Here is a 22,864-nt window from a genome sequence, read left to right as displayed (position 1 = left end):
CGTTGAGCTGCGTCAGTGAGTTGTCGAGAAGTTAATGGCCGAGCGCCAGCGCGATCAGGCCGAGCGTGCCGACGATCACGCGCCACCAGGCGAACACCGTGAAACCGTGCCGGGTGACGTAGCCGAGGAACGCCTTCACCACGATGATCGCGGTGATGAACGACACGATGAAGCCGATCGCGACGATGCCCATGTGGTCCATCGTCATCTCGGAGCGATTCTTGTAAAAATCGTAGGCGAACGCGCCGATCATGGTGGGGATGGCGAGGAAGAACGAGAACTCCGCCGCCGCCCGCTTGTCGGCGCCCAGGAACATCGCGGCGACGATGCTGGCGCCGGAGCGCGACACGCCGGGGATCATCGCCACGCACTGCGCAATGCCGATATAGAGATACATCAGCAGCGGGAACCGCGTCGCGTCATGCTCGCGCGGCTTGAGATCGAGCTTGTCGACCCAGAGCAGGATGGCGCCGCCGACGATCAGCGTGAAGCAGACGACCCACGGATTGAACAGCACGCTCTTGATGTATTTGCCGGCGACGAGGCCGACGATCACGGCGGGCAGGAAGGCGATGAGCACGCCGATCACGAAACGGCGCGCATAGGCATCGCCCGTGAACATGCCGATCGCGACATCCCACAGCTTTTTGAAGTAGAGGCCTACGATCGCGAGGATCGCACCGAGCTGGATCAGAACGGTAAACGAATCCCAGAATGCACCCTCGCCGAGATGGAAGAAGCGCTCCGCAAGCAGCAAATGGCCGGTCGAGGAAACGGGAAGGAACTCGGTCACACCCTCGATGATGCCGAGGATCACTGCCCGTAGTACATCTGACATATTTACGGTCCATTTCCGCAGGAAAAGCGGGGCTCTTCTCGCCTATTCCCCCCAATGCTGCAATCGCAAAATGCGGCATCTCGCTCTTGCGTCGCGGTTTTGAGGAACTAGTGTGGCGCCGCACAAACATTGATGGATTCTTAAGCACCATCAAATAGTCAAAGGCTTCATGTTTACGCTGTTTCATCATCCGTTCTGTCCGCATTCGCGCTTCATCCGTCTGATCGCGGGCGAATACGGGCTCGACCTGAAGTTGGTCGAAGAGCGCAGCTGGGAACGGCGCGAGGCATTTCTGCTGCTCAATGCGGCCGGCACGACACCGGTCCTTTTGGACGACGAGCAGCCCCCAATTCCGGGCGCGGCCATCATCGCCGAATATGTCGACGAGGCCTATGGCGCCGAGATGGGACCCAAGCGCCTGATGCCGCAGACGGTCCCCGAGCGCGTCGAGGTGCGCCGGCTGATGGCCTGGTTCAACGAAAAGTTCTTCGAGGAGGTCTCGCACCCGCTCGTCACCGAGCGCATCTACAAGCGCTTCATGAGCGAGGAGAATGGCGGCGGCCCGCCCTCGGCCGATGTGATGCGCGCGGCGAAGGCCAACGTGCGCTATCATCTGGCCTATATCGGCTGGCTGGCGCAGACGCGTAACTTCCTCGCCGGCGACCGGCTCACTTACGCGGATCTCGCCGCCGCGGCGCATCTCTCGGCGATCGACTATCTGGGCGACGTGCCATGGAGCGAGGACGACGCAGCAAAGGCGTGGTACGCGCGGGTGAAATCCCGCCCGTCGTTCCGTCCGCTGCTGAGCGAATGGCTGGCGGGCGTGCCGGCGTCGCGCACCTACGTGGACCTGGATTTCTGAACTCCGATCCGACTGAACTGAAGACGGCGCTTGCGCGCGAGGCGCGCGCGCTCGGCTTCGACTGCATCGGCGTGACCGCGCCCGGCACGATCGAGAACGCCGGAAAGCATTTTCTCGAATTCATCGCCTCGGGCGGCCATGGCGACATGGACTGGCTCGCGAGCCAGCCGGAGCGCCGCGTCGATCCGTGCGGGCTGTGGGCCGACGTGCGCAGCGTCATCATGCTCGGCGTCAATTACGGCCCCGACCAGGATCCGCTCGCGATCCTGAAAGAACGCGCGCGCGCGGCGATCTCGGTCTATGCGCAGGGTGACGATTATCACGACCTCATCAAGAAGCGCCTGAAAGCGCTGGCGCGCTGGCTGGTCGCGACTGCGCCGTCGGAAGTGAAGGTGTTCGTCGACACCGCGGCGGTGATGGAGAAGCCCCTGGCGCAGGCGGCGCATCTCGGCTGGCAGGGCAAGCACACCAATCTGGTCTCGCGCGAATTCGGTTCGTGGCTGTTTCTCGGCGCGATCTACACCACGCTGGAGCTGCCGCGCGATGATGCCGAGATCGATCATTGCGGCTCGTGCCAGGCCTGTCTCGACATCTGTCCGACCTCGGCATTCCCGGCACCCTACAAGCTCGATGCGCGGCGCTGCATCTCGTATCTCACCATCGAGAACAAGGGACCGATTCCGCAGGAGTTTCGCAAAGCCATCGGCAACCGCATCTATGGCTGCGACGATTGCCTCGCGGCGTGCCCATGGAACAAGTTCGCGCAGGAGGGACGCGAGGCCAAGCTTGCCGCGCGCGATGAATTGCGTGCGCCTGGCCTTGCGGAGTTGTCGCGACTCGACGATGCCGCGTTTCGCGCGCTGTTCACGAAGTCGCCGGTGAAACGGATCGGCCGCGATCGCTTCTTGCGGAATGTGCTGATTGCGATTGGCAACTCCGGGGATGTGGCACTGGCGGATGAGGCGCGGCGATTGCTGGATGATGCGAGTCCGCTGGTGCGTGGGGCTGCGGTGTGGGCGTTGGGGCAGTTGGTGGGACGGGATGAGTTTGACGCGATGAAGCTGGAGAAACTCATGCACGAGTCCAACGATGCTGTGCGTGAGGAGTGGAAGCTCGCCTCCTAAAACTCGGTGTCATTCCCCGCGAAGGCGGGGAATCCAGTACGCCGCGGCTTCTCGGCTCTATCACTGCTGCCTCGGAGTACTGGATCGCCCGATCAAGTCGGGCGATGACAGCGGAGTGTGAGGCGCGCCCCCTGACCACGCGAACGCTCACCCTTGATTTCCCCACCCGTTCCCGCAAAGTCGCGCATCATGACAACAAACATGCCTTTCTTCACGCGCGACGGCGACACATTCCATCCGACGGAAGTCGCCAACGGTCCCTGGGATCCGAAATCGCTGCACGGTCGCGTCATCATCGGACTGCTCGGCTTCGCCATCGAGGAGCGCCATTCAGGTCCCGACTACGTGCCGGCGCGGCTCACGGTCGACATGTTTCGGCTGCCGACCATCGACAAACCGATCGAGGTGGCGTCGCGGCTGGTGCGCGATGGCCTGCGCATCCGCGTGGTCGAGGCCGAATTCTTTTCCGGCGGCGTCAGCATGGCGCGTGCCTCCTGCCAATTGCTGCGACGGACGCAGAATCCGGACGGCAATGTCTGGTCGCCGCCGAACTGGGACGCGCCGAAGCCCGCCGACATTCCCAAGCCGACCGATCCCAGGCTCGGCATGAACGGCAAATGGACGACGCGGCCCATCGTCGGCCATATGGGCTCGCTCGGCCCGCGCCGATTGTGGATGAGCGAGGTGCGCGAGCTCGTTGCTGGCGTCCCGATGACGCCGTTCGTCCATGTCGCCACGGGCGCGGATTTCGCCAGCCCGTTCGCCAACGCCGGCGACAAGGGGCTCGGCTACATCAACAGCGACGTGACGATATATCTGCACCGTCTGCCGGTGACGAACTGGATCGGTTTTGACGTGGTGAATCACCAGGCCACCGACGGCGTCGCGATCGGCGAATGCTGGCTCTATGACGAGCAGGGCCCGATCGGCACCGCAACCGTCGCCGCGTTGGCGCAGCGCAAGCCGATGGCGAAGCCACCGCCGCGGTAATTGGTGCCGACTCTCTCCACGCTGTCATTCCGGGGCGCGCCACTTGGCGCGAGCCCGGAATCCATACTCCCGATCGTGGTTATGGATTCCGGGCTCGCGACTTCGTCGCGCCCCGGAATGACGATGCGCAGAGAGGCGCGGCTACGCCAAATGCCGCCTCATCTCCGCCCGCGCCTTCAACTCCGCGCCCTGCTTGCCGACGATCTTCGCGATCCTTTCCGGCGCAAATTTCAGATCGACGAACGCCGGCGCTGTGTTGGCGACCTCGTGATAGCTCGCGATGCTTCCGTCACGCAGCGTCATGATCGCGACGCCCTCGAACATCGCGCGCGCACCACCTGCTTCCGGCAGTGTCGAACGATAGCTGAAAGTGTAGCGCGCATAGAGCGTGGTGCCGTCGGTGACGGGATCATGCATGTCCCAGCGGAAATCGGTCGCCGTGCGATAAAACCAGTCGTCGACCATCGCCGCGATCTTCTCGCGGCCTGCGAAGGCACCGTAGAACACGTCGTGATAGACGCCGTCCTCGGTGAAGAGCTCGGCGAAGGCACGGCCGTTGCGCTGCTCGACCGCATCGCAGAAGGCGCGGAGCTTGGCGGTGGTGGTTGTCATTGAATTGCCTCCCAGTGTTCTTCTTTGCCTCTCCCCTTGTGGGAGAGGGTGGATCAATCGCGCTTCGCGCGATTGAGACGGGTGAGGGGTCTGTCTCCGCGGAGAGAACCCCTCATCCGGCTTCGCTTCGCGAAGCCACCTTCTCCCACAAGGGAGAAGGAAGAAGGACAACTTCACCCGATCTCGGCCACGGCGGCAAGAATGCGCGTGATGTCCTGCGGGCGGGAGAGGCGGTGGTCGCCGTCCTGGATCAAGGTCAGCACGACATCGTCGGCCGGCAGGCGATGCGTCAGCGCGAAGGCGTGCTGCCACGGCACGTCGGGGTCCTGCGCGCCCTGCAGGATGCGGACGGGGCAACCGAGATCGATGGCGCTGCCGAGCACGAGATGATTGCGGCCCTCCTCGATCAATTTGCGCGTGATCGGATAGGGCGTGCCGTCGCCATATTCTGACGGCCGCAGCCAGAAGCCCTTGGTCTCGATCTCCTTCTTCACCTCGGGCGAGAACTTCTTCCACATCAGCTCTTCGGTGAAGTCGGGCGCCGGCGCGATCAGCACGAGACCCGCTAACGATCCTTTGCCGGAACGCTTCCTGATCTCGCGCGCGAGCAGCAGCGCCATCCAGCCGCCCATGGAGGAGCCGATCAGGACCTGCGGGCCGTCGCAGAACCGCTCGAACACCGCGACGCTGTCCTCGAGCCAGCTTCCGATGGTTCCATCAGCAAATTCGCCGCCGGATTCGCCGTGACCGGAATAATCGAACCGGACCACGGCGCGACCGCGGTCCCCGGCCCAGGTATCCAGCGCGACGGCCTTGCCGCCCTGCATGTCCGATTTGAATCCGCCGAGCCACACCAGCCCGGGTCCACCGCCGGCGCGATGGCGCACCGCGATCCTGCGTGCAGCCTTGCCCTCGCCTACATCGATGAAGTCGAGCGCCGCATCAGGAATTATATCGGTCATGGAACGTTTACTCTGGCTGTGCGGTTTGAGCTGTTCGGGCCTGTTCCGCTGCCCGGCATCGGGTATTGCCCTTTGGGACGCTTGCGGAACAGAAGCAAGGTGTCTATGTCGGTCAGCGTGCCCGGGCGTGACTAAAATGCCTCGCATTTGAGGGTTTTTCGAGCGCAGCACGAGCGAATTGCTTGCCGCCACACGCATCTTCCTTCAAAATAGCCGCTTCCTTCACAACTTTGGAGAACCACCCATTCGCCGTCCTAATAAAGCTCCGCCCGCTGCCAGCAAAGACGGGCCGCGCATCAATGATGATATCCGCAATGCGCAGATCCAGCTGATCGACCAGACCGGTGACAACAAAGGCACGGTCGAGACGGTCGTCGCCATCCGGATGGCCCAGGAAGCTGGCATGGATCTGGTCGAGATTTCGCCGAACGTCAGTCCTCCCGTCTGCAAGATCATGGACTACGGGAAGTATAAATATTCAGCCCAGAAGAAGGCCGCTGAAGCCCGCAAGCGCCAGAAGACCGTCGAGATCAAGGAGATCAAGCTCCGCCCGATGATCGACGATCACGATTACGACGTGAAGATGCGCGCGATGCAGCGGTTCTTCGAAGAGGGCGACAAGGTCAAGATCACGCTGCGCTATCGCGGCCGCGAAATGGCGCACCAGGAGATCGGCACCAAGCTGCTGGACAAGATCAAGACCGACGTCGCGGAGCTCGCCAAGGTCGAGCAGGACGCACGGTTCGAAGGTCGCCAGGTCGTCATGGTACTGGCGCCGCGCTGATAAAGCTCGTTCGGACTTGAGAGTTCAACGGCCCGTCCGGATGTCCGGCGGGCCGTTTGTGTTTCAGCTCCTGGTCGCCTGCCAGGTGCCGCTGCACTGGTCGCCGGAGATGACGCCGCGCCACGAGCCGGCGCCGTACACCCCGGCGAGCCGGCCACCGCCGCTGGCGTGGGACGCGCCGACCGAAACGTGGACGGCGACCGAGCCGGCGCGGCTGACAGTGCCCGAGACCCGGCCGCCGCCGGCGGAGGAGACACGGCCGCCCGTGACAGTGAAGGGGACGCTGTAGCCTGAGCTGCAATTGCCGCGGGTGGTGGCGAAGGTGACGTTCCAGATGCCGTCATAGCGGACGATGCGGGCGTCGGCAGTTGAGGGCAGCGCGGCCGCAGCGAGCACGGCAAGCAGCGCCAGATGGCGCGGGCGGGCGAAATCAGTCAGACGGGAAAGAAATTGCGGGAAATGGGGCATTTTGGTCCTGCTCTGGGCGACGAGGCTTGGACATGAGTGTACCAGCTCCGGATAGTCGATCGGTAGGTTCCAACGGTTCATCGTTGCCAATTCGCCCGTTCTCTGTCATAAGCCCGGCCTTCATCGCCCGGCTGATTAAGGGCTGCCGTGGCGGTGTTTCGTGCGGGTTTCGCGCTTGTTCGCAAAATCTGAGCACAATCAACGCTCTAACGAGCATTTTTGACGGCCAGGCCGCCTTCGCGGGCGGATTTCGCTGGCCATTAGGAGAGCCAAATGCCCAAGCTGAAGACCAAATCGGGCGCTAAAAAGCGCTTCAAGGTGACTGCCACCGGCAAAGTGATGTTCGCCCATCGCGGCAAGCGTCACGGCATGATCAAGCGGACGAAGAAGCAGATCCGTCAGCTGCGCGGCACCAGCGTGCTGTTCAAGACCGACGGCGACAACGTCAAGAAGTACTTCTTGCCGAACGCCTGATCGCGTCCAAGATCGTCGAAGATCATTGCCAGCTCCGCCGCGTCTTGCGCGGCGATCCGTAAAACAAGTCATCTCTGAAGGATATTCGTCATGGCTCGCGTCAAACGCGGTGTGACCGCCCACGCCAAGCACAAGAAAGTCTACAAGGCCGCCAAGGGTTTCTACGGCCGCCGCAAGAACACCATCCGCGCCGCCAAGCCGGCCGTGGAGAAGGCCCAGCAGTACGCCTTCCGCGACCGCAAGCGTAAGAAGCGGACGTTCCGCGCGCTCTGGATCCAGCGCATCAACGCTGCGGTCCGTCCGTTCGGCCTGACCTACAGCCGATTTATCGACGGCATGGCCAAGTCCGGGATCACCGTGGACCGCAAGGTGCTGTCGGATCTCGCGATCAGCGAGCCCGCCGCGTTCCAGGCGATCGCCGAGAAGGCCAAAGCCGCGCTGGCAGCCTGAGGCTTGCGCTAGCGAGCCTTCTGGCCCGCAGCCTTCAGCGCGCGCTGCGAGTAACGCTGGGCGACCTCCGCCCGGCAAAAAGCTCCGAACGACAAATACATGGTACCGGATTTATTCCGGTACTTGAGGTCGCATGCGCGCATCTCGCGCTTGTAGGACTGTTTTTTCAGGGTGCTGAGGCCGGGCATGAAATCCGCCTCGCATTTCTTTTCGACGGCGGCGCCGAGCTGGACATCGCCGCTCGCGGTCAGTTGGCAATCCTGCGCCAGCTTCATCGCACTTTCGCAGCTCTTCTGGTCGCCGATGGCGGCCACGACCTCATCCAGCGTCATGGACTTGTCCATGCAGACCATGGCGTGCGCCGGCGTGAAGGCGGCCGACAGAACGACGGCCAAGGCGGCAAAAAGTGCGGCCTGACTGGATTTCGAGAGCATCGCAAAAGTCTCCTTGTATCCCCGTTGGTGCCGGCCCCCCGCGCGAGGTTCAACCCAGCCGTTCAGAGCCCGAAATGACCGGCTTTTTGCTTGACGTTACGCCCTTCTCGCGGCGACAACCCAGCCGAATTTAGCAGCAAGGATTTGACTGTGTCCGACCTCGCAACGCTCGAAACATCCATCCTCGACCAGATCGCCCGCGCCGGCGACGAAGCCGCGCTCGAAGCGGTGCGCGTCGCAGCGCTCGGCAAGAAGGGCTCGATCTCGGCGCTGCTCGCCACGCTCGGCAAGATGTCGCCCGACGAGCGCAAGACGCAAGGCGCCGCGATCAACCAGGCCAAGGACAAGGTCACCGAGGCGCTCGCCGCACGGCGCGACGTGCTGAAGTCGGCGGCGCTCGATGCGCGGCTCGCCTCCGAGACCGTCGACGTCACCCTGCCGTTGCGCGATGCGCAGGCCGAAGCCGGCCGCATCCATCCGCTGAGCCAGGTCTGGGACGAGCTGACCACGATCTTCGCCGACATGGGATTCTCGGTCGCCGAAGGCCCCGACATCGAGACCGACGACTACAACTTCACCAAGCTCAATTTCCCGGAAGGCCATCCGGCGCGCGAGATGCACGACACGTTCTTCTTCCATCCGAAGGAGGACGGCTCGCGCATGCTGCTGCGGACCCACACCTCACCGGTGCAGGTGCGCACCATGCTGACCCAGAAGCCGCCGATCCGCGTGATCTGCCCGGGCCGCACCTACCGCATCGATTCGGACGCGACCCACACGCCGCAATTCCACCAGGTCGAAGGCCTCGTCATCGACAAGAGCTCGCATCTCGGCCACCTCAAATGGATCCTGCACGAGTTCTGCAAGGCGTTCTTCGAGGTCGACCACATCAACATGCGGTTCCGCCCGTCGTTCTTCCCGTTCACCGAGCCGTCGCTGGAAGTCGACATCCAGTGCCGTCGCGACAAGGGCGAGATCCGCTTCGGCGAGGGCGAGGACTGGCTCGAGATTCTCGGCTGCGGCATGGTGCATCCGAACGTGCTGCGCGCCTGCGGCATCGATCCCGACGAGTACCAGGGCTTCGCCTGGGGCATGGGCATCGACCGCATCGCCATGCTCAAATACGGCATCGCCGATCTGCGCCAGCTGTTCGACAGCGACGTCCGCTGGCTGTCCCATTACGGCTTCAAGCCGCTGGAAGTGCCGACGCTGGCCGGAGGGCTGAGCTCGTGATGGCCTGCCGGGATACGACCGCTCCAGCGGCGAGGACGCTCGGACTCGCGTCGGCGAAGACTCTCTCCGTTCCCTCCCCCCTTGTGGGGGAGGGTCAGGGAGGGGGGTAGCCGCGGATGCCGCACGCAGTTGTCAGCGAACGTCAGCGCAGCCGGGCGAAGCAACTTCGCCGGACGATGACGCGCGCTGAGACGCTGCTGTGGCGATATTTGAAGGCGAACCGTCTGGACGGTGTTGGCATCCGCCGCCGAACGCCAATCGGAAACTACGTCGCCGACTTCGTATGCTTCTCCTCGAAGCTCATCATCGAGCTCGATGGAGAGTCGCACGAATTTGAAGAGCGGCAAAAAGCAGATCAGCGTCGCGATGCATTCTTCGCGGCCGAGGGTTTTCACGTTCTGCGCTTCACCAATGAGCAGGTGATGCCGAATCTCGAGGGGGTTGTTGAGGCGATCCGCCAGGCAGCTTCCGCTGGAGCTCGCGGCTCACCCCCCTCCCTGACCCTCCCCCACAAGGGGGGAGGGAACACGAACACCGACCAAAGCAATTCAACCGACAAGAGCCGAGGCACACAGCCATGAAATTCACCCTCTCCTGGCTGAAGGATCATCTCGACACCGACGAGCCGTTGGAAAAGCTCGCCGACAAGCTCACCATGATCGGGCTCGAGGTCGAAAACATCGAGGACAAGGCGAAGGCGCTGAAGCCGTTCACCATCGCGAAGGTGATCTCGGCCGAGCAGCATCCGAACGCGGATCGCTTACGCGTCTGCATGGTCGACACCGGTGACGGTGGCGCGCCGGTGCAGGTCGTATGCGGCGCGCCGAACGCGCGCGCCGGGCTCGTCAGCGTGTTCTCGCCGCCCGGCACCTATATTCCCGGCAAGGACATCACGCTGGGCGTCGGCACCATCCGCGGCGTCGAGAGCCGCGGCATGCTGTGCTCGGCGGCGGAGCTGCAGATCTCCAACGACCATGACGGCATCATGGAATTGCCGGCGGACGCGCCGATCGGCGCCGGCTACGCCGAATGGGCCGCGCTCGGCGATCCCGTGATCGAGATCAACCTGACGCCGAACCGGCAGGACTGCACCGGCGTGCACGGCATCGCGCGCGATCTTGCCGCCGCCGACATGGGCAAGTTCAAGGACCCCACGATCAAGCCGATCAAGGGCGAATTCCCCTGTCCCGTGAAGGTCACGGTCGAGGACGCAACGCTGTGCCCGGGCTTTGCGCTGCGCCTCGTGCGCGGGGTCAAGAACGGCCCCTCGCCGGAATGGCTGCAGAAGCGGCTGACCGCGATCGGCCTCCGTCCGATCAACGCGCTGGTCGACATCACCAACTTCATGACCTACGACCGCGCGCGCCCGCTGCACGTGTTCGACGCCAAGAAGGTGACGGGCAATCTCGTCGTGCGCCACGCCCGCGAGGGCGAGACGCTGCTGGCGCTCGACGGCCGCACCTACAATCTCGATCCCGCGATCTGCGTGATCGCCGACGAGCACGGCGTCGAATCGCTCGCCGGCATCATGGGTGGCGAAGCCTCGGGCTGCGACGAGAACACCACCGACGTGCTGATCGAGTCGGCGCTGTGGAACGAGATCAACATCGCGCAGACCGGCCGCAAGCTCGGCATCAACTCCGATGCGCGCTACCGTTTCGAGCGCGGCGTCGACCCGGCCTTCATGGTGCCGGGGCTCGAGCTCGCGACCAAGCTGGTCATAGAGATGTGCGGCGGCACGCCGTCCGAGAACGTCGTGGTCGGCAAGGCTTTTGGCGACGACCGCGTGATCGATTTCCCGGTCACCGAGGTGAAGCGTCTGTCCGGCATCGAGGTGCCGCAGCCCGAGATGAAGCGCATCCTGACCCATCTCGGCTTCATGATGGCGGGCCCCGGCCCGGTCGTGAAGGTCGCGGTGCCGTCCTGGCGCTCCGACGTGCACGGCAAGGCCGACATCGTCGAGGAGGTCGTCCGCATCTTCGGCGTCGACAAGGTGCCGATGACACCGTTCGAACGCGGCGACGATGCGCGCAAATCCGTGCTGACGCCGCTGCAGCTTCGCACCCGCCGCGCACGTCGCGCGCTGGCGAGCCGCGGCATCATCGAAGCGGTGACCTGGTCGTTCATCACCAAGACCGCGGCAAAGCTGTTCGGCGGCGGCCAGCGCGAGCTCGAGGTCGCCAACCCGATCGCATCTGATCTCTCCGACATGCGTCCGACGCTGCACGCGGGTCTGATCGCGGCGGCGCAAGCAAACGCCAATCGCGGTGCGAGCGATGTCGCGCTGTTCGAGGTCGGCCAGATCTTTAGGGGCGATCGCCCGCAGGATCAGTTCATGGCAGCGAGCGGCGTGCGCCGCGGCTTTGCGTCTTCGGAAGGCCTCGGCCGGCACTGGACGGGATCGGCGCAGGCCGATGTGTTCGATGCCAAGGCCGATGCGCTGGCGGTGCTGGCTGCGGCCGGCGCGCCGATGCAGGCGCTGCAGATCGTGGCCGGCGGACCGGCATGGCTGCATCCGGGCCGCTCGGGCACGATCCAGATCGGCCCGCAGAACGTGCTCGGCACTTTCGGCGAGGTGCATCCGCGCGCGCTCGAAGCACTCGGCGCCGACGGCCCGCTGGTCGTGTTCGAGGTGATCCTCGACCGCATCCCCGAGGCCAAGAAGAAGCCGACCCGCGCCAAGCCGCTGATCGAGCTGTCGGCATTCCAGCCGGTGTCGCGCGACTTCGCCTTCATCGTCGATCGCGGCGTGAAGGCCGGCGACATCGTCCGCGCCGCGCAGGGCGTCGACAAGAAGCTGATCACCGGCGTCAACGTCTTCGACGTCTATGAAGGCAAGGGCATCGACGACGGCAAGAAGTCGATCGCGGTCGCGGTCACACTCCAGCCGCGCGAGAAGACCCTGACCGATCAGGAGATCGACGCCGTCGCGGCGACGATCGTCGCGGAAGTCACGAAGAAAACCGGCGGCACGCTGAGGGCGTGATGCTCTGGAATAGCAGAGCATGAGTGTCACCGACTTCCTGCCGAAGGACGTCGGCCTCACCATTGCGATGGCGCTTTGCGCCGTCGCTTTCGTTTCAGGTACCGCCCGCGGTTTCTCCGGTTTCGGCTCCGCGCTGATCTTCATGCCGCTGGCGAGCAGCATCGCCGCGCCGCGACTCGTTGCCGCGCTGCTGCTCGTGATCGATTTCATCGCGGCGGCGCCGCTGCTGCCCGACGCGTGGCGGAAGGCCGACCGCAAGGCGACCGCCGTGATCGTGTTCGGCGCGCTGATCGGCGTGCCCATCGGCACCTATTTCCTCAGCGTGCTCGAGCCCGTTACCACACGCTGGATCATCTCCTGCTTCGTCGCGGCGCTCTTGCTCCTGCTGCTGTCGGGCTGGCGCTATCGCGGCAAGGACCACGTCTGGCTTTCGGTCGGCATCGGCGGCCTCTCCGGCTTCTGCAGCGGCCTTGCGCAGACCGGTGGGCCGCCGATCGTCGGCTACTGGCTCGGCCGCCCCATCGCGCCGATCGTCGCGCGCGCCAACATTCTGCTGTTCTTCGGCGCGTCCGATTTCTTCTCGATGGTCAGCTATGCCACGACCGGCCTGATCAGCCGCGAATCGCTGCTGCTCTCGCTGATCGTCGGCCCGGTCTATGCGATCGGCGTCGCCTTCGGCGCCTCGCTGTTCGGCCGCGCCAGCGAGAAGGTGTTTCGCGGCATCTGCTACGCGCTGATCGCGATGGCGGTTGTGTTCGGGCTCCCGGCGCTGGACGGAGTGTTGCGCTAGGGGCCGATTGGGATGAGACTCACCTAGCGCCCCGACAAAGGTGCGTTCCCTCCCCCCTTGTGGGGGAGGGCTAGGGAGAGGGGTAACCCAGCAAAGAGTGCTCGTTGGTGATACTGCACCGAGCGCGGTCGCGCGACGGAGAGAATCCCCGTGTGGTACCCCCCTCCCTGCCCCTCCCCCACAAGGGGGGAGGGAACGGAGGGAGACTTGCTGTTGGCCGAAGCGAAATTTGTTGCGGCTCAATTCAGCTATTGCCGTGGCGTCCGCCGCTTCTTCGTCGACTGCGTCGGCACCTCGGCCGGCTCGTCCTTGAGCGCGCCGATCTTGCGCAGGGCTGCATCCGCGGCGCGCTCGCCGCTTTCCCAGGCGCCGTCGACGGTGCCCCACAGCGTCTCATGGGTGGCTTCGCCAGCGAGGAACACGCTGCCGATCGGCTCGGTCAGGATCTTTCGCGAGAGCTGACCGCCGGGCGACGACGCCGACATCGCGCCCATCACGAACGGCGAGGCATTCCAGCGGGTCGCGCTGGTCTTCTGCACCGCGGCCGCGGCCTCGCTGCCGAATAGCTTTGTGATCCATTCCTTCGCGAAGGCGCCCATCGCCGCTTCGCCCTGCTCGGACAGATCGCGGCCGAACGAGCCGCCGACGTCGATCGCGCACAGCGAGGAGCCGCCGATATTGGCGTACATCAGCGCGGTGCGGGTCGAGTTGCTCTGCTCGATGAGAATGTCGTCGCGCGACAGCCCGAGCGGATTGCCAGGCAGCTGCAGCACGATGTGGTCGTAGCTGCCGAGGCTGAGCTTCGATGCGGCGTCCAGCGTGCGCTTGGGGATATCAGGGGCGAACTTGATCGCGCCCGATGTCAGTACATTGGTCGAGACCGTGATGATGGCGGCGCGCGCGGCGATCTTGCCGGACGGCGTCTCCACGCTGACGTCGCGATTGCTCCAGACGATCCGGCTCGCCGGCATCGACAGTGCGACCGGCGCCTGCTCGCCGAGCTTGCTGATCAGGGTGCCCAGGCCCTGGCGGCAGGCGATCGCGGCATTGCGGTCCTGCGCACGGGCCTTGTCGATCGCCGACAGCTCCTTCAGGTCCTTACCGGCAAAGCTCGCGCCGAGCATGAACTCGGTCGCGCCGGCCCAGTCGCCGAGATCCTTCGGCAGCACGGAGGCGCAGGACGTATCGAGCTTGCCGCGCGCGGCATCGTCGATGGCACGGTTGGCGCGCACCAGCGCCGCCAGAAACTCCTCGGTCTCGCCGGCGCGCGCGTTGCGGCGGCCGATGCGCATCTTCTGGCCCGACGGCGCCGGCACCACGTCGAGCCCGGCGTTTCGCGCCAGCCGGATCATCGGATTGGTCTCGGGATTGTGCAGCCAGCGAGCGCCGCGGTCGAACGGCGTGTTGAACGTCGTCGTATCGGTGATGCAGCGCCCGCCGATCTGCGCGGCCGCCTCGACCACCACGACCTTGCGATTGGCCGCCAGGATGCGTCGTGCCGCCGCTATTCCGGCCGCCCCGGCGCCGATCACGACGATGTCGGCGTCGCGCGGCAGGGGTGCGGCAGTCGCGCGCAGGACCGGCATCGCGGCAAGGCCCGCCGAGGCCGAAAGGAAACCGCGGCGCGTGATTGTCATGTCATGGTTTCCGGAGACTTGCGGCGAACGGGAACAGCCCGCGAACCTTGCCGCATCTGATGTTGCACGGCAACCATCATGGTGAATCAATCGTGCTTGATCTCACAGACTGATGAACCGAATGGCAACACGTTTCGACCATGATAGAGAAGGAAAAAAAGTGGCCAGAAAGGCCTGGGGGAGTTCGATATGGGGACGGTCTTGGATTCAGTCGGCAAGTTGATTGCCGCGTACCTCTCGAAGGAGGTGCCGGGCTATGAGCCGTTCACGCCGAGCGACCCGGAACATCTGCGCGGCGTCATCGAGCCCGGCGACGTGCTGCTGGTCGAAGGCAACAACCGCATCTCCGGCATCATCAAATATCTGACGCAGTCGACCTGGTCGCACGCCGCGCTCTATGTCGGGCCAATCGAAGGCGCCGTGGAGCCCGACGGCGAGCCGCATGTGCTGATCGAAGCCAATATCGGTGAAGGCGTCACGTCGGCGCCGCTGTCGAAATATTTCCCGTATCACACCCGCGTCTGCCGCCCGGTCGGGCTGTCCTACGAGGACCGCACCACGGTCTGCCGCTATGCGATCAACCGCATCGGCTTCGGCTACGACACCAAGAACATCATCGACCTGATGCGCTTCCTGTTTCCGCTGCCGATCCCGCAGCGCTGGCGGCGGCGCATGATCGCGATCGGCTCGGGCGACCCGACCAAGATCATCTGCTCGGCGCTGATCGCGCAGGCGTTCGACGCCGTGCGCTATCCGATCCTGCCGAAGATCACCAAGGCCGGGAGCCGCGCCGCACGGCGCGAGATCCTGCACATCCGCGATTCCTCGCTCTACATGCCCCGCGACTTCGACATCTCGCCCTATTTCGAGGTCGTCAAACCCACCATCGTGCACGGTTTCGACTACACCGCGCTGCATTGGGCCGACAAGCAGAAGCCGCTCGAGGAGGTAGCGGGCACGTTCAGTGTGTTTCCAGAAACGCTCCGTGCGCCGCCGCTCGTTCCTGAAGCGATTGACGAAGAAGCGCCGGCTGAGGTTGCGACTGAGCAAATGACGGATGCCGCGCAGCCGGCCGAGATGGTCGAGAGCGCCACCGTCGCCAGGCATTTCCCGCTGCTGAGGAAGCTGGCGATGTACCGCCCGCGGCGACGTGGTCACGCGAGAGAGATTGCGGCGTAGCCCCGATACCGCGGAGAGATATCGCGCCTCTCTCCTCGTCATTGCGAGGAGCGCAGCGACGAAGCAACCCAGACTGCCTCTACGGAAACAGTCTGGATTGCTTCGCTGCGCTCGCAATGACGGGCGATTACTAAGCTACCGCTCCGCCCGTCCGATCACCGCCATCAGTTCCGCGATCTTCTCGCGCTGATCCGCCTTGTCGCCACTGGCGATGGCGTGCTCGACGCAATGGGCGACGTGATCCTTCAGGACTTCCTCCTCGACCCGGCGCAGCGCGGCGCGCACCGCCGAGATCTGCGTCACGATGTCGATGCAGTAGCGGTCTTCCTCTACCATTTTCGACAAGCCACGAACCTGGCCCTCGATCCGGCCGAGACGTTTTCCGACAGATGCCTTGGTGTCTTTGCGCATGCGCTCTATATACCCCTACCGGGTATAGGTTGCAAGACCGATCGCAAGACCGACCGTAAAGACCGGAGCATGGGAATGACCGACGCGGACCACGAGCATCATCACAACGGGGATAAGCATTCCGGATGCGGCTGTTCCTCCGCCAAAGCCGCTCCGCCCGTCGCCAAGCCAGCGGCCTCCGCATGCTGCGGCGGACATGACAATCATGCCGGCCATTCCCATCATCACGGCCACGACCATGGCACCGCGACAGAGGTTCTTGATCCCGTCTGCGGTATGACGGTCGATCCCGCGACCTCGAAGCACCGTTTCGAGCATCACGGTGAGTCCTTCCATTTCTGCTCGGCCGGCTGCCGCACCAAGTTCGCGGCTGATCCCGCAAAATATCTCGCCAAAGACAAAGCCCCCGAGCCGGAGATGCCTGAAGGCACGATCTACACCTGCCCGATGCATCCCGAGATCCGCCAGGTCGGACCTGGAAGCTGCCCGATCTGCGGCATGGCGCTGGAGCCGGAGGTGGCGAGCCTCGAGACCGGCCCCAATCCGGAGCTCGCCGACATGACGCGCCGGTTCTGGATCGGCGGCGCGCTGGCGCTGCCGGCCGTGGTGCTGGAGATGGGCGGTCATCTCGCCGGTCCACACAACTGGATCGACCAGACGCTCTCGAATTGGATCCAGCTCGTTTTCGCTACGCCCGTGGTGGTGTGGGCCGGCTGGCCGTTCTTCGTCCGTGGCTGGCAGTCGCTGCTGACGCGCAATCTCAACATGTTCACGCTGATCGCGATGGGCACCGGCGTTGCCTATGTCTACAGCCTGATCGGCACCATCGCGCCGCAGATCTTTCCTGAAACCTTCCGCGGCCATGGCGGTGCGGTCGCCGTCTATTTCGAGGCGGCCGCGGTGATCACGGTGCTGGTGCTGCTCGGTCAGGTGCTGGAGCTGCGCGCGCGCGATGCGACCTCCGGCGCGATCAAGGCGCTGCTCCAGCTCGCGCCCAAGACCGCGCGCCGCGTCGATGATTCCGGCAGCGAGCATGAGGTCGAGATCGACACGCTGCATGCCGGCGACCGCCTGCGCGTTCGCCCCGGCGAGAAGGTGCCGGTCGACGGCATCATCCTGGAGGGGCGCTCTTCGCTCGACGAGTCGCTGGTGACGGGCGAATCCATGCCGGTCACCAAGGAGACCGGCGCCAAGGTCATCGCGGGAACGCTGAACCAGTCGGGCAGCTTCATTATGCGCGCCGACAAGGTCGGGCGCGACACGCTGCTGTCGCAGATCGTGCAGATGGTCGCCGACGCGCAGCGCTCACGCGCGCCGATCCAGCGGCTGGCCGACCAGGTCGCCGGCTGGTTCGTGCCCACCGTCATCGTCGTCGCCATCGCCGCCTTTGCGGCCTGGGCCTGGTTCGGGCCGGAGCCGCGGCTGGCGTTCGGCCTCGTCGCCGCCGTCAGCGTGCTGATCATCGCCTGCCCCTGTGCGCTGGGCCTGGCGACCCCGATGTCGATCATGGTCGGCGTCGGCCGCGGCGCACAGGCGGGCGTTCTGATCAAGAACGCCGAGGCGCTGGAGCGGATGGAGAAGATCAACACGCTGGTGGTCGACAAGACAGGCACGCTGACCGAGGGCAAGCCCAAGGTGGTCACGATCGTGTCCCCGTCCGGCTTCGCGGACGACGACATCCTGCGCTTGGCAGCCAGCGTCGAGCGCGCCAGCGAGCATCCGCTGGCGGATGCCATCGTGCGCGCGGCCAAGGAGAAGCAGCTCGCTCTCGGCCAGGTCGACGCGTTCGACTCGCCGACGGGCAAGGGCGCAACCGGCAAGGTCGAGGGCAAGAGCATCGTGCTCGGCAACGCAAAGTACATGTCGTCGATCGGCATCGACACCAAGGCGCTCGATGCCGAGGCGGAACGGTTGCGCCAGGACGGCGCGACCGTGATCAACATGGCTGTCGACGGCAAGCTGGTCGGCCTGTTCGCGATCGCCGATCCGGTCAAGGCTTCGACCCCGGAGGCGCTGAAGGCGCTGGCGGCCGAGGGCATCAAGGTGATCATGCTGACCGGCGACAACCGCACGACGGCGGAAGCCGTGGCGCGCCGGCTCGGCATCGCCGATGTCGAGGCCGAGGTGCTGCCGGACCAGAAGAGCGCGGTGGTCACAAAACTGCAAAAGGCCGGCCGCAGCGTCGCGATGGCCGGTGACGGCGTCAACGACGCGCCGGCGCTGGCGGCGGCCGAGGTCGGCATCGCCATGGGCACCGGCACTGATGTGGCGATGGAGAGTGCCGGCGTGACGCTGCTCAAGGGCGACCTCACCGGCATCGTGCGGGCGCGAAAGCTGTCGCAGGCCACCATGAGCAACATCCGGCAAAATCTGTTCTTCGCCTTCATCTACAACGCCGCCGGGATTCCGATCGCCGCCGGCATCCTCTATCCCGCCTTCGGCGTGCTGCTGTCGCCGATCATCGCGGCCGCCGCGATGGCGCTGTCCTCGGTGAGCGTGGTCGGCAATGCGCTGCGGCTGCGCGCGACGCGGCTGTGAGGACGACTGCTCTCCCTCTCCCCGTTCTTACGGGGACAGGGTCGGGGTGAGGGGCTCTCTCCACGAATTCGATACGAGCGAGACTCGCGGAGAGTCCCCCTCACCCGGAATTCAAGCTAGGCTTGAATTCCGACCTCTCCCCGCAAGCGGGGCGAGGTAAGAAAGAGCGGCACGCACGAAGAGGACCTGATGCAGCGGATTACGATCACGATCGAGGACGATTTGCTGGCGGAGATCGATGCCGCAGCCGAGGCGCGCGGCTACCAGAACCGCAGCGAGATCATTCGCGATCTCGCCCGCGCCGGGCTGCAGCAATCGAGCGAGGACACGGCCCAGACCGGCCCTTGCGTCGCAGGCCTCGTCTATGTCTACGACCACGCCGCACGCGATCTCTCAAAACGCCTGGTGCAGGAATTCCACGGCCATCACGACCTCGCGCTGGCGACGCTGCACGTCCATCTCGACGACAACAATTGCATGGAGATGACGGCTCTGCGCGGCGATGCCGGTGAGGTCAAGCACTTTGCCGATCACATCATCGCGGAGCGTGGCGTGCGCTATGGCCGCGTGGTGATGATTCCGACAGGCGAGGGGAAGCCGGGCAAGGTGCGGAAGCACGGACATCGGCATCGGCATGATTAGATCTTCTCCCTCTCCCCGCTTGCGGGGAGAGGGTTGGGGTGAGGGGGAGTCTCCGCGAACTCGGTGACAGCTGGACCCGCGGAGAGTCCCCCTCACCCGGATCGCATCTATCGATGCGATCCGGCCTCTCCCCGCACGCGGGGAGAGGCGAAGAAACCTCTACGCCGCCTTCGCGGCACTTCCGCCCGGCAAGCCTGCTCGCGCGAGGCCGCCGTAGAGCTGCTCGTTCGGCATCTCGCTCTTCAGAATCGATCGAACCGCGATCAGTCTGTCGAGGTCAATGCCCGTCGCAAAGCCCTTGCTCTCGCAGAGGAACACCAGGTCCTCGAACACGACGTTGCCGGTCGCGCCGGGGGCGAAGGGGCAGCCGCCGAGGCCGCCGAGCGAGCCATCGAGGATGCGCACGCCCTCGTCGAGCGCTGCGGCGGCATTGGCGATGCCCATGCCGCGAGTGTCGTGGAGATGGATGCAGATCGGCTTGTTCCCTGCGAGCTTCACCGCAGCCCGCGACAAGTCACCCACCTGCTTCGGGCCGGCATAGCCGACGGTGTCGGCAATCGCGACGAAATCGACGCCGACCTCCAAGCATTTATCGACCAGGCGCAGCACCTCCTTGGGGTCGACCGCGCCTGTTATCGAGCAGCCCAGCGCCATCGAGATCGCGGCGTTCACCAGCGGCTTGTGGGCACTGGCGTCGCGCATCTCGCAGAGCCGCTTCACATTGGCGATCGCGGAATCGCGCGAGCGATGGGCGTTGGCCTGGCTATGCTCCTCCGTGGCCGAGACAACCGAGGCGATCTCGCCGACGCCGGATTCGAGCGCCTCGTTGACGCCGCGCTCATTGAGCGCCAGCGCGATGCCGTGGGCACCGGGCAGGCCCGCCACCGTTCCGATGACGTCGCGCACGTCGACGAATTGCGGAAAGGTCTTTGCCGGCAGGAACGAGCCGACCTCGAAATGCCTGACGCCGGCGGCGTATTCCTCGCGCACCCAGCGCTGCTTGGCCTCGGTCGACGGAAACTTCTTCACGAGCTGGAGCCCGTCGCGCAGGCCGACCTCGCGCAGGCTGACGCGGTCAGTGGGGTAAATCGTCTCGATCCGGCTCATGCGCGCCTCCCAGCGGCTTTTGACGTGACGTCGTTGTCATCGTCGATCTCGGCACGAACCGCCGATGTGTCGGCGCCGAGCGGCGCGACCTTCAGGCCTTCGCCAAAATGGCTGCCATTCCACTCGAGCGGCAGCGTCGGCACGTGGAACGGCTTGCCGTCGGCGTTGACGTTGGTGACGAGGCCGCCGGGCCGCCGCACATGCGGGTCGGTCAGGAGATCCTCAGGACGGTTGATCGGCGAGAAGCAGATGTTGAGCGCGTCGAGCTTCTGCGAGAGGTCCGCGACGTTCCATTGCCGGATGATCTCGGCCACACGCGGAAGAATCCGCGGCCGCGCCAGGATGCGGTCGGTAGTGCTGCGCAAGGCGGGATCGTCGAGAAGATCGGTAAGCCCGAACTCGTGGCAAAAGCTCTGCCAATGGCCCTCTGTCACGACGCCGATAAAGATGCGGCCGTCACCTGCGGCGTCAAAGATGTCGTAGATCGGCCAGGCGTGCTCGCGCTCCGGCATCGAGCGCGGCTTGTTGCCGGTCATCTCGTACTCGACCATATGCTGGGCCACCAGGAACAGGCAGTTCTCGAACAGGCCGATGCGGATGTCGGCGCCGTCGCATTTTCCCCCGCGCTTCTGGTAGAGCGCGGCCAGGATCGCGATCACGCCGAACATGCCGCCCATGATGTCATTGGCGGAGGAGCCGACGCGCTGTGGCTTCTCCTTGGTGCCGGTCATGGCAGCGAGCCCCGACATCATCTGCACGACCTCGTCGAGCGCGGGGCGATGCTCGTACGGGCCGGACAGAAAACCCTTGTGACCGGCGATAATCAGATGCGGATGAAGGCGCCGCAGTTCCTCGGCACCCAATCCCTGCTTGTCGAGCTGACCATCGCGAAAGTTTTCGAGGAACACGTCGGCCGTTTCGAGCAGCCGGTGCATGGTGTCGCGATCCCCAGGCTTTTCGAAATCCAGCACGACGCTTCGTTTGCCGCGGTTAAACAGCGGAAAGAACGCCGTGCCCATGCCGCCCAGGCTCCGCGTCTTGTCGCCTGAGGGCGGCTCGACCTTGATCACCTCGGCCCCTAACTGCGCGAGAATCATGCCGCAGGTCGGGCCCATGACCATGTGAGTCATCTCGACGACCCGCACGCCTTCGAGGGGCAATCCGGATTCAGTCATGCGGGCACTCCCTGTTCGTTCGCCTGGGAAGACTAGGCCTTCACAAGCCATCGTAAAAATATAATCTGTCGAAGCATACCTTCGCAGTTCTAGAACGCTAGACCGACATGGATTCACGCCAGCTCCGCTATTTCATCGCCGTCTACGAGCAGCGGAACCTGTCGCGTGCGGCCGACCAGGTCAATGTCGCGCAATCCGCGCTCAGCCATCATATCTCGAATCTGGAAGCCGAGTTCGCAACGCCTTTGTTCGAGCGCAAATCGCGCGGCATGGACCCGACGGCGGCCGGCGAGCGGCTCTACGAGCACGCCCGCATCATCCTGCGCGCGATGGCGGAGGCGGAGACCGAGGTGCGCGAGGGCGCCCGCGTCATTGCCGGCGAGATCTCGATCGGCATGGCGAATTCCGGCGTCAAGGCGATCGGCGTCGAGCTGATGCGCACGGTGCTGACCAAATATCCAAAGCTCAAACTGTCGCTCACCGAGAGCCTGTCCGGCGCGACGCTGATGCACCTGATGGTGTCCAACGTCGACCTCGCGCTGGTCTACAACCCGCCGTCGGAGAAGGAGCTGATCACGGAGCCAGTACTCGAGGAAGAGATGTTCCTTGTCGGCATTCCGAAGCTGGTCGGCAAGGGCAAGGCGCCGATCCGCTTCGAGGAGCTGAACCGCCTGCCGCTGATCCTGCTGCGCTACGGTCTCGGCCTGTCCTCGCGCGCGCTGCTGGACGATCCGGTCCTGCTCAAGCGACTGGAGGGTGGCGCCATCCTGCACGCCAACTCGATCACCGGCATGACCGGCGCGCTGGTGGAGGGACTGGGCTGTACCATCGCGACAAAACTGTTCGCGCGGGAGGAGCTCGCCGCCGGCCGCCTCGTCGCACGCAAGGTGATCGCGCCGAGGCTGACCCGCACGCTCTATCTCTGCCGCCTGCGCAACCGTCCGATGACCTACGCCATGGAGGAGATGCGCCGCCTGATACTGGCGCTGATCGCCGAGCAGGTGCGCAGCGGCGGCTGGCAGGCAGAGTTAGTGAAGTGAGCCGTCATTGCGAGCGCAGCGAAGATTCCATGGGGAGTGGATAGCGACCGGGTCTGAGGCCAGACTGAGGTTGCTGAAGCACTCAACCTGGAGACAACGATGTTGTTCGATCATCTTTCCGACGGACC

At 64.7% G+C, this 22,864-nt stretch carries 23 protein-coding genes; 14 read left to right on the top strand and 9 right to left on the bottom strand.

Going from position 1 to position 22,864, the window contains the following annotated elements; translation table 11 throughout:
• Positions 1-31: 31 nt before the first annotated feature.
• Positions 32-838, bottom strand: a complete 807-nt coding sequence (locus RAD16_RS32855; RefSeq protein ID WP_458161993.1) for an undecaprenyl-diphosphate phosphatase — start codon at positions 836-838, stop codon at positions 32-34.
• A 169-nt stretch (positions 839-1,007) separates the two neighbouring features.
• On the opposite strand from RAD16_RS32855, the gene RAD16_RS32850 reads away from it, so the two are divergent.
• The 3 genes from RAD16_RS32850 (at position 1,008) to RAD16_RS32840 (ending at position 3,814) form a co-directional block, all read left to right on the top strand.
• Positions 1,008-1,700 (top strand): glutathione S-transferase family protein, encoded by a 693-nt coding sequence (locus RAD16_RS32850; protein WP_458161992.1) that lies wholly within the window; start codon positions 1,008-1,010, stop codon positions 1,698-1,700.
• Positions 1,649-2,824, top strand: a complete 1,176-nt coding sequence (queG, locus tag RAD16_RS32845) for a tRNA epoxyqueuosine(34) reductase QueG (protein ID WP_458161991.1) — start codon at positions 1,649-1,651, stop codon at positions 2,822-2,824. The genes RAD16_RS32850 and queG overlap by 52 nt, the downstream gene beginning before the upstream one ends.
• 201 nt (positions 2,825-3,025) lie before the next feature.
• Complete coding sequence (locus tag RAD16_RS32840) at positions 3,026-3,814, top strand: acyl-CoA thioesterase domain-containing protein (protein ID WP_458161990.1); 789 nt, start codon at positions 3,026-3,028, stop codon at positions 3,812-3,814.
• 141 nt (positions 3,815-3,955) lie between these two features.
• On the opposite strand, the gene RAD16_RS32835 is transcribed toward RAD16_RS32840, so the two are convergent.
• Both RAD16_RS32835 and RAD16_RS32830 read right to left on the bottom strand, forming a co-directional pair.
• On the bottom strand, positions 3,956-4,426 hold the full coding sequence (locus tag RAD16_RS32835; RefSeq protein ID WP_458161989.1) for a nuclear transport factor 2 family protein: 471 nt from the start codon (positions 4,424-4,426) through the stop codon (positions 3,956-3,958).
• A gap of 173 nt (positions 4,427-4,599) precedes the next feature.
• The gene (locus tag RAD16_RS32830; protein WP_458161987.1) at positions 4,600-5,388 is read right to left on the bottom strand and encodes an alpha/beta hydrolase; all 789 of its coding nucleotides are present in this window, start codon (positions 5,386-5,388) and stop codon (positions 4,600-4,602) included.
• A 244-nt stretch (positions 5,389-5,632) separates the two neighbouring features.
• Here RAD16_RS32830 and infC point away from each other — a divergent pair, with 244 nt between their 5' ends.
• Positions 5,633-6,172 (top strand): translation initiation factor IF-3, encoded by a 540-nt coding sequence (infC, locus tag RAD16_RS32825; protein ID WP_082847910.1) that lies wholly within the window; start codon positions 5,633-5,635, stop codon positions 6,170-6,172.
• Between the two features lie 63 nt (positions 6,173-6,235).
• On the opposite strand, the gene RAD16_RS32820 is transcribed toward infC, so the two are convergent.
• The gene (locus RAD16_RS32820) at positions 6,236-6,640 is read right to left on the bottom strand and encodes a hypothetical protein (protein ID WP_458161986.1); all 405 of its coding nucleotides are present in this window, start codon (positions 6,638-6,640) and stop codon (positions 6,236-6,238) included.
• A gap of 273 nt (positions 6,641-6,913) precedes the next feature.
• Here RAD16_RS32820 and rpmI point away from each other — a divergent pair, with 273 nt between their 5' ends.
• Positions 6,914-7,114, top strand: a complete 201-nt coding sequence (gene rpmI / locus RAD16_RS32815) for a 50S ribosomal protein L35 (protein WP_027535561.1) — start codon at positions 6,914-6,916, stop codon at positions 7,112-7,114.
• 90 nt (positions 7,115-7,204) lie between these two features.
• A complete protein-coding gene (gene rplT / locus RAD16_RS32810) occupies positions 7,205-7,564 on the top strand; it encodes a 50S ribosomal protein L20 (RefSeq protein WP_220012688.1) in 360 nt (119 codons plus the stop codon).
• 8 nt (positions 7,565-7,572) lie between these two features.
• On the opposite strand, the gene RAD16_RS32805 is transcribed toward rplT, so the two are convergent.
• Entirely contained in the window at positions 7,573-7,998 is a 426-nt protein-coding gene (locus RAD16_RS32805; protein ID WP_458161983.1) for a hypothetical protein, read from the bottom strand.
• Between the two features lie 150 nt (positions 7,999-8,148).
• Between RAD16_RS32805 and pheS the strand changes: the two genes are divergently transcribed.
• The 4 genes from pheS (at position 8,149) to RAD16_RS32785 (ending at position 13,007) form a co-directional block, all read left to right on the top strand.
• The gene (pheS, locus tag RAD16_RS32800) at positions 8,149-9,231 is read left to right on the top strand and encodes a phenylalanine--tRNA ligase subunit alpha (RefSeq protein ID WP_458161982.1); all 1,083 of its coding nucleotides are present in this window, start codon (positions 8,149-8,151) and stop codon (positions 9,229-9,231) included.
• Positions 9,232-9,347: 116 nt separating this feature from the next.
• On the top strand, positions 9,348-9,812 hold the full coding sequence (locus RAD16_RS32795) for an endonuclease domain-containing protein (protein ID WP_458161981.1): 465 nt from the start codon (positions 9,348-9,350) through the stop codon (positions 9,810-9,812).
• Positions 9,809-12,217, top strand: a complete 2,409-nt coding sequence (pheT, locus tag RAD16_RS32790) for a phenylalanine--tRNA ligase subunit beta (RefSeq protein WP_458161980.1) — start codon at positions 9,809-9,811, stop codon at positions 12,215-12,217. The genes RAD16_RS32795 and pheT overlap by 4 nt, the downstream gene beginning before the upstream one ends.
• Before the next feature lie 19 nt (positions 12,218-12,236).
• Entirely contained in the window at positions 12,237-13,007 is a 771-nt protein-coding gene (locus tag RAD16_RS32785) for a sulfite exporter TauE/SafE family protein (RefSeq protein ID WP_458161978.1), read from the top strand.
• 248 nt (positions 13,008-13,255) lie between these two features.
• Here RAD16_RS32785 and RAD16_RS32780 read toward each other — a convergent pair whose 3' ends face one another.
• Positions 13,256-14,644, bottom strand: a complete 1,389-nt coding sequence (locus RAD16_RS32780; RefSeq protein WP_458161977.1) for a flavin monoamine oxidase family protein — start codon at positions 14,642-14,644, stop codon at positions 13,256-13,258.
• 189 nt (positions 14,645-14,833) lie between these two features.
• Here RAD16_RS32780 and RAD16_RS32775 point away from each other — a divergent pair, with 189 nt between their 5' ends.
• Entirely contained in the window at positions 14,834-15,823 is a 990-nt protein-coding gene (locus RAD16_RS32775; protein WP_458161976.1) for a YiiX/YebB-like N1pC/P60 family cysteine hydrolase, read from the top strand.
• Between the two features lie 135 nt (positions 15,824-15,958).
• Here the strand turns inward: RAD16_RS32775 and RAD16_RS32770 are convergent, their stop codons facing one another.
• Positions 15,959-16,234: a metal-sensitive transcriptional regulator gene (locus RAD16_RS32770; RefSeq protein WP_458161975.1), complete on the bottom strand. Its 276-nt coding sequence runs from the start codon at positions 16,232-16,234 to the stop codon at positions 15,959-15,961.
• A 75-nt stretch (positions 16,235-16,309) separates the two neighbouring features.
• Between RAD16_RS32770 and RAD16_RS32765 the strand changes: the two genes are divergently transcribed.
• Positions 16,310-18,772: a heavy metal translocating P-type ATPase gene (locus RAD16_RS32765; protein ID WP_458161974.1), complete on the top strand. Its 2,463-nt coding sequence runs from the start codon at positions 16,310-16,312 to the stop codon at positions 18,770-18,772.
• Positions 18,773-18,961: 189 nt separating this feature from the next.
• Positions 18,962-19,414 (top strand): nickel-responsive transcriptional regulator NikR, encoded by a 453-nt coding sequence (gene nikR, locus RAD16_RS32760; RefSeq protein WP_458161973.1) that lies wholly within the window; start codon positions 18,962-18,964, stop codon positions 19,412-19,414.
• A 159-nt stretch (positions 19,415-19,573) separates the two neighbouring features.
• Here the strand turns inward: nikR and RAD16_RS32755 are convergent, their stop codons facing one another.
• Entirely contained in the window at positions 19,574-20,521 is a 948-nt protein-coding gene (locus RAD16_RS32755) for a hydroxymethylglutaryl-CoA lyase (RefSeq protein ID WP_458161972.1), read from the bottom strand.
• Positions 20,518-21,696: a CoA transferase gene (locus RAD16_RS32750; RefSeq protein WP_458161971.1), complete on the bottom strand. Its 1,179-nt coding sequence runs from the start codon at positions 21,694-21,696 to the stop codon at positions 20,518-20,520. Before RAD16_RS32750 ends, RAD16_RS32755 begins: the two co-directional genes overlap by 4 nt.
• Positions 21,697-21,803: 107 nt before the next feature.
• Between RAD16_RS32750 and RAD16_RS32745 the strand changes: the two genes are divergently transcribed.
• Positions 21,804-22,736, top strand: coding sequence for a LysR family transcriptional regulator (locus RAD16_RS32745; RefSeq protein ID WP_458161970.1), 933 nt, complete (start codon positions 21,804-21,806; stop codon positions 22,734-22,736).
• Positions 22,737-22,864 lie beyond the last annotated feature (128 nt).

This window comes from Bradyrhizobium sp. 18BD (assembly GCF_054185225.1).
The sequence above is the reverse complement of the archived record's forward strand: the minus strand, read 5'-3'. Positions and strand labels throughout refer to the sequence as shown.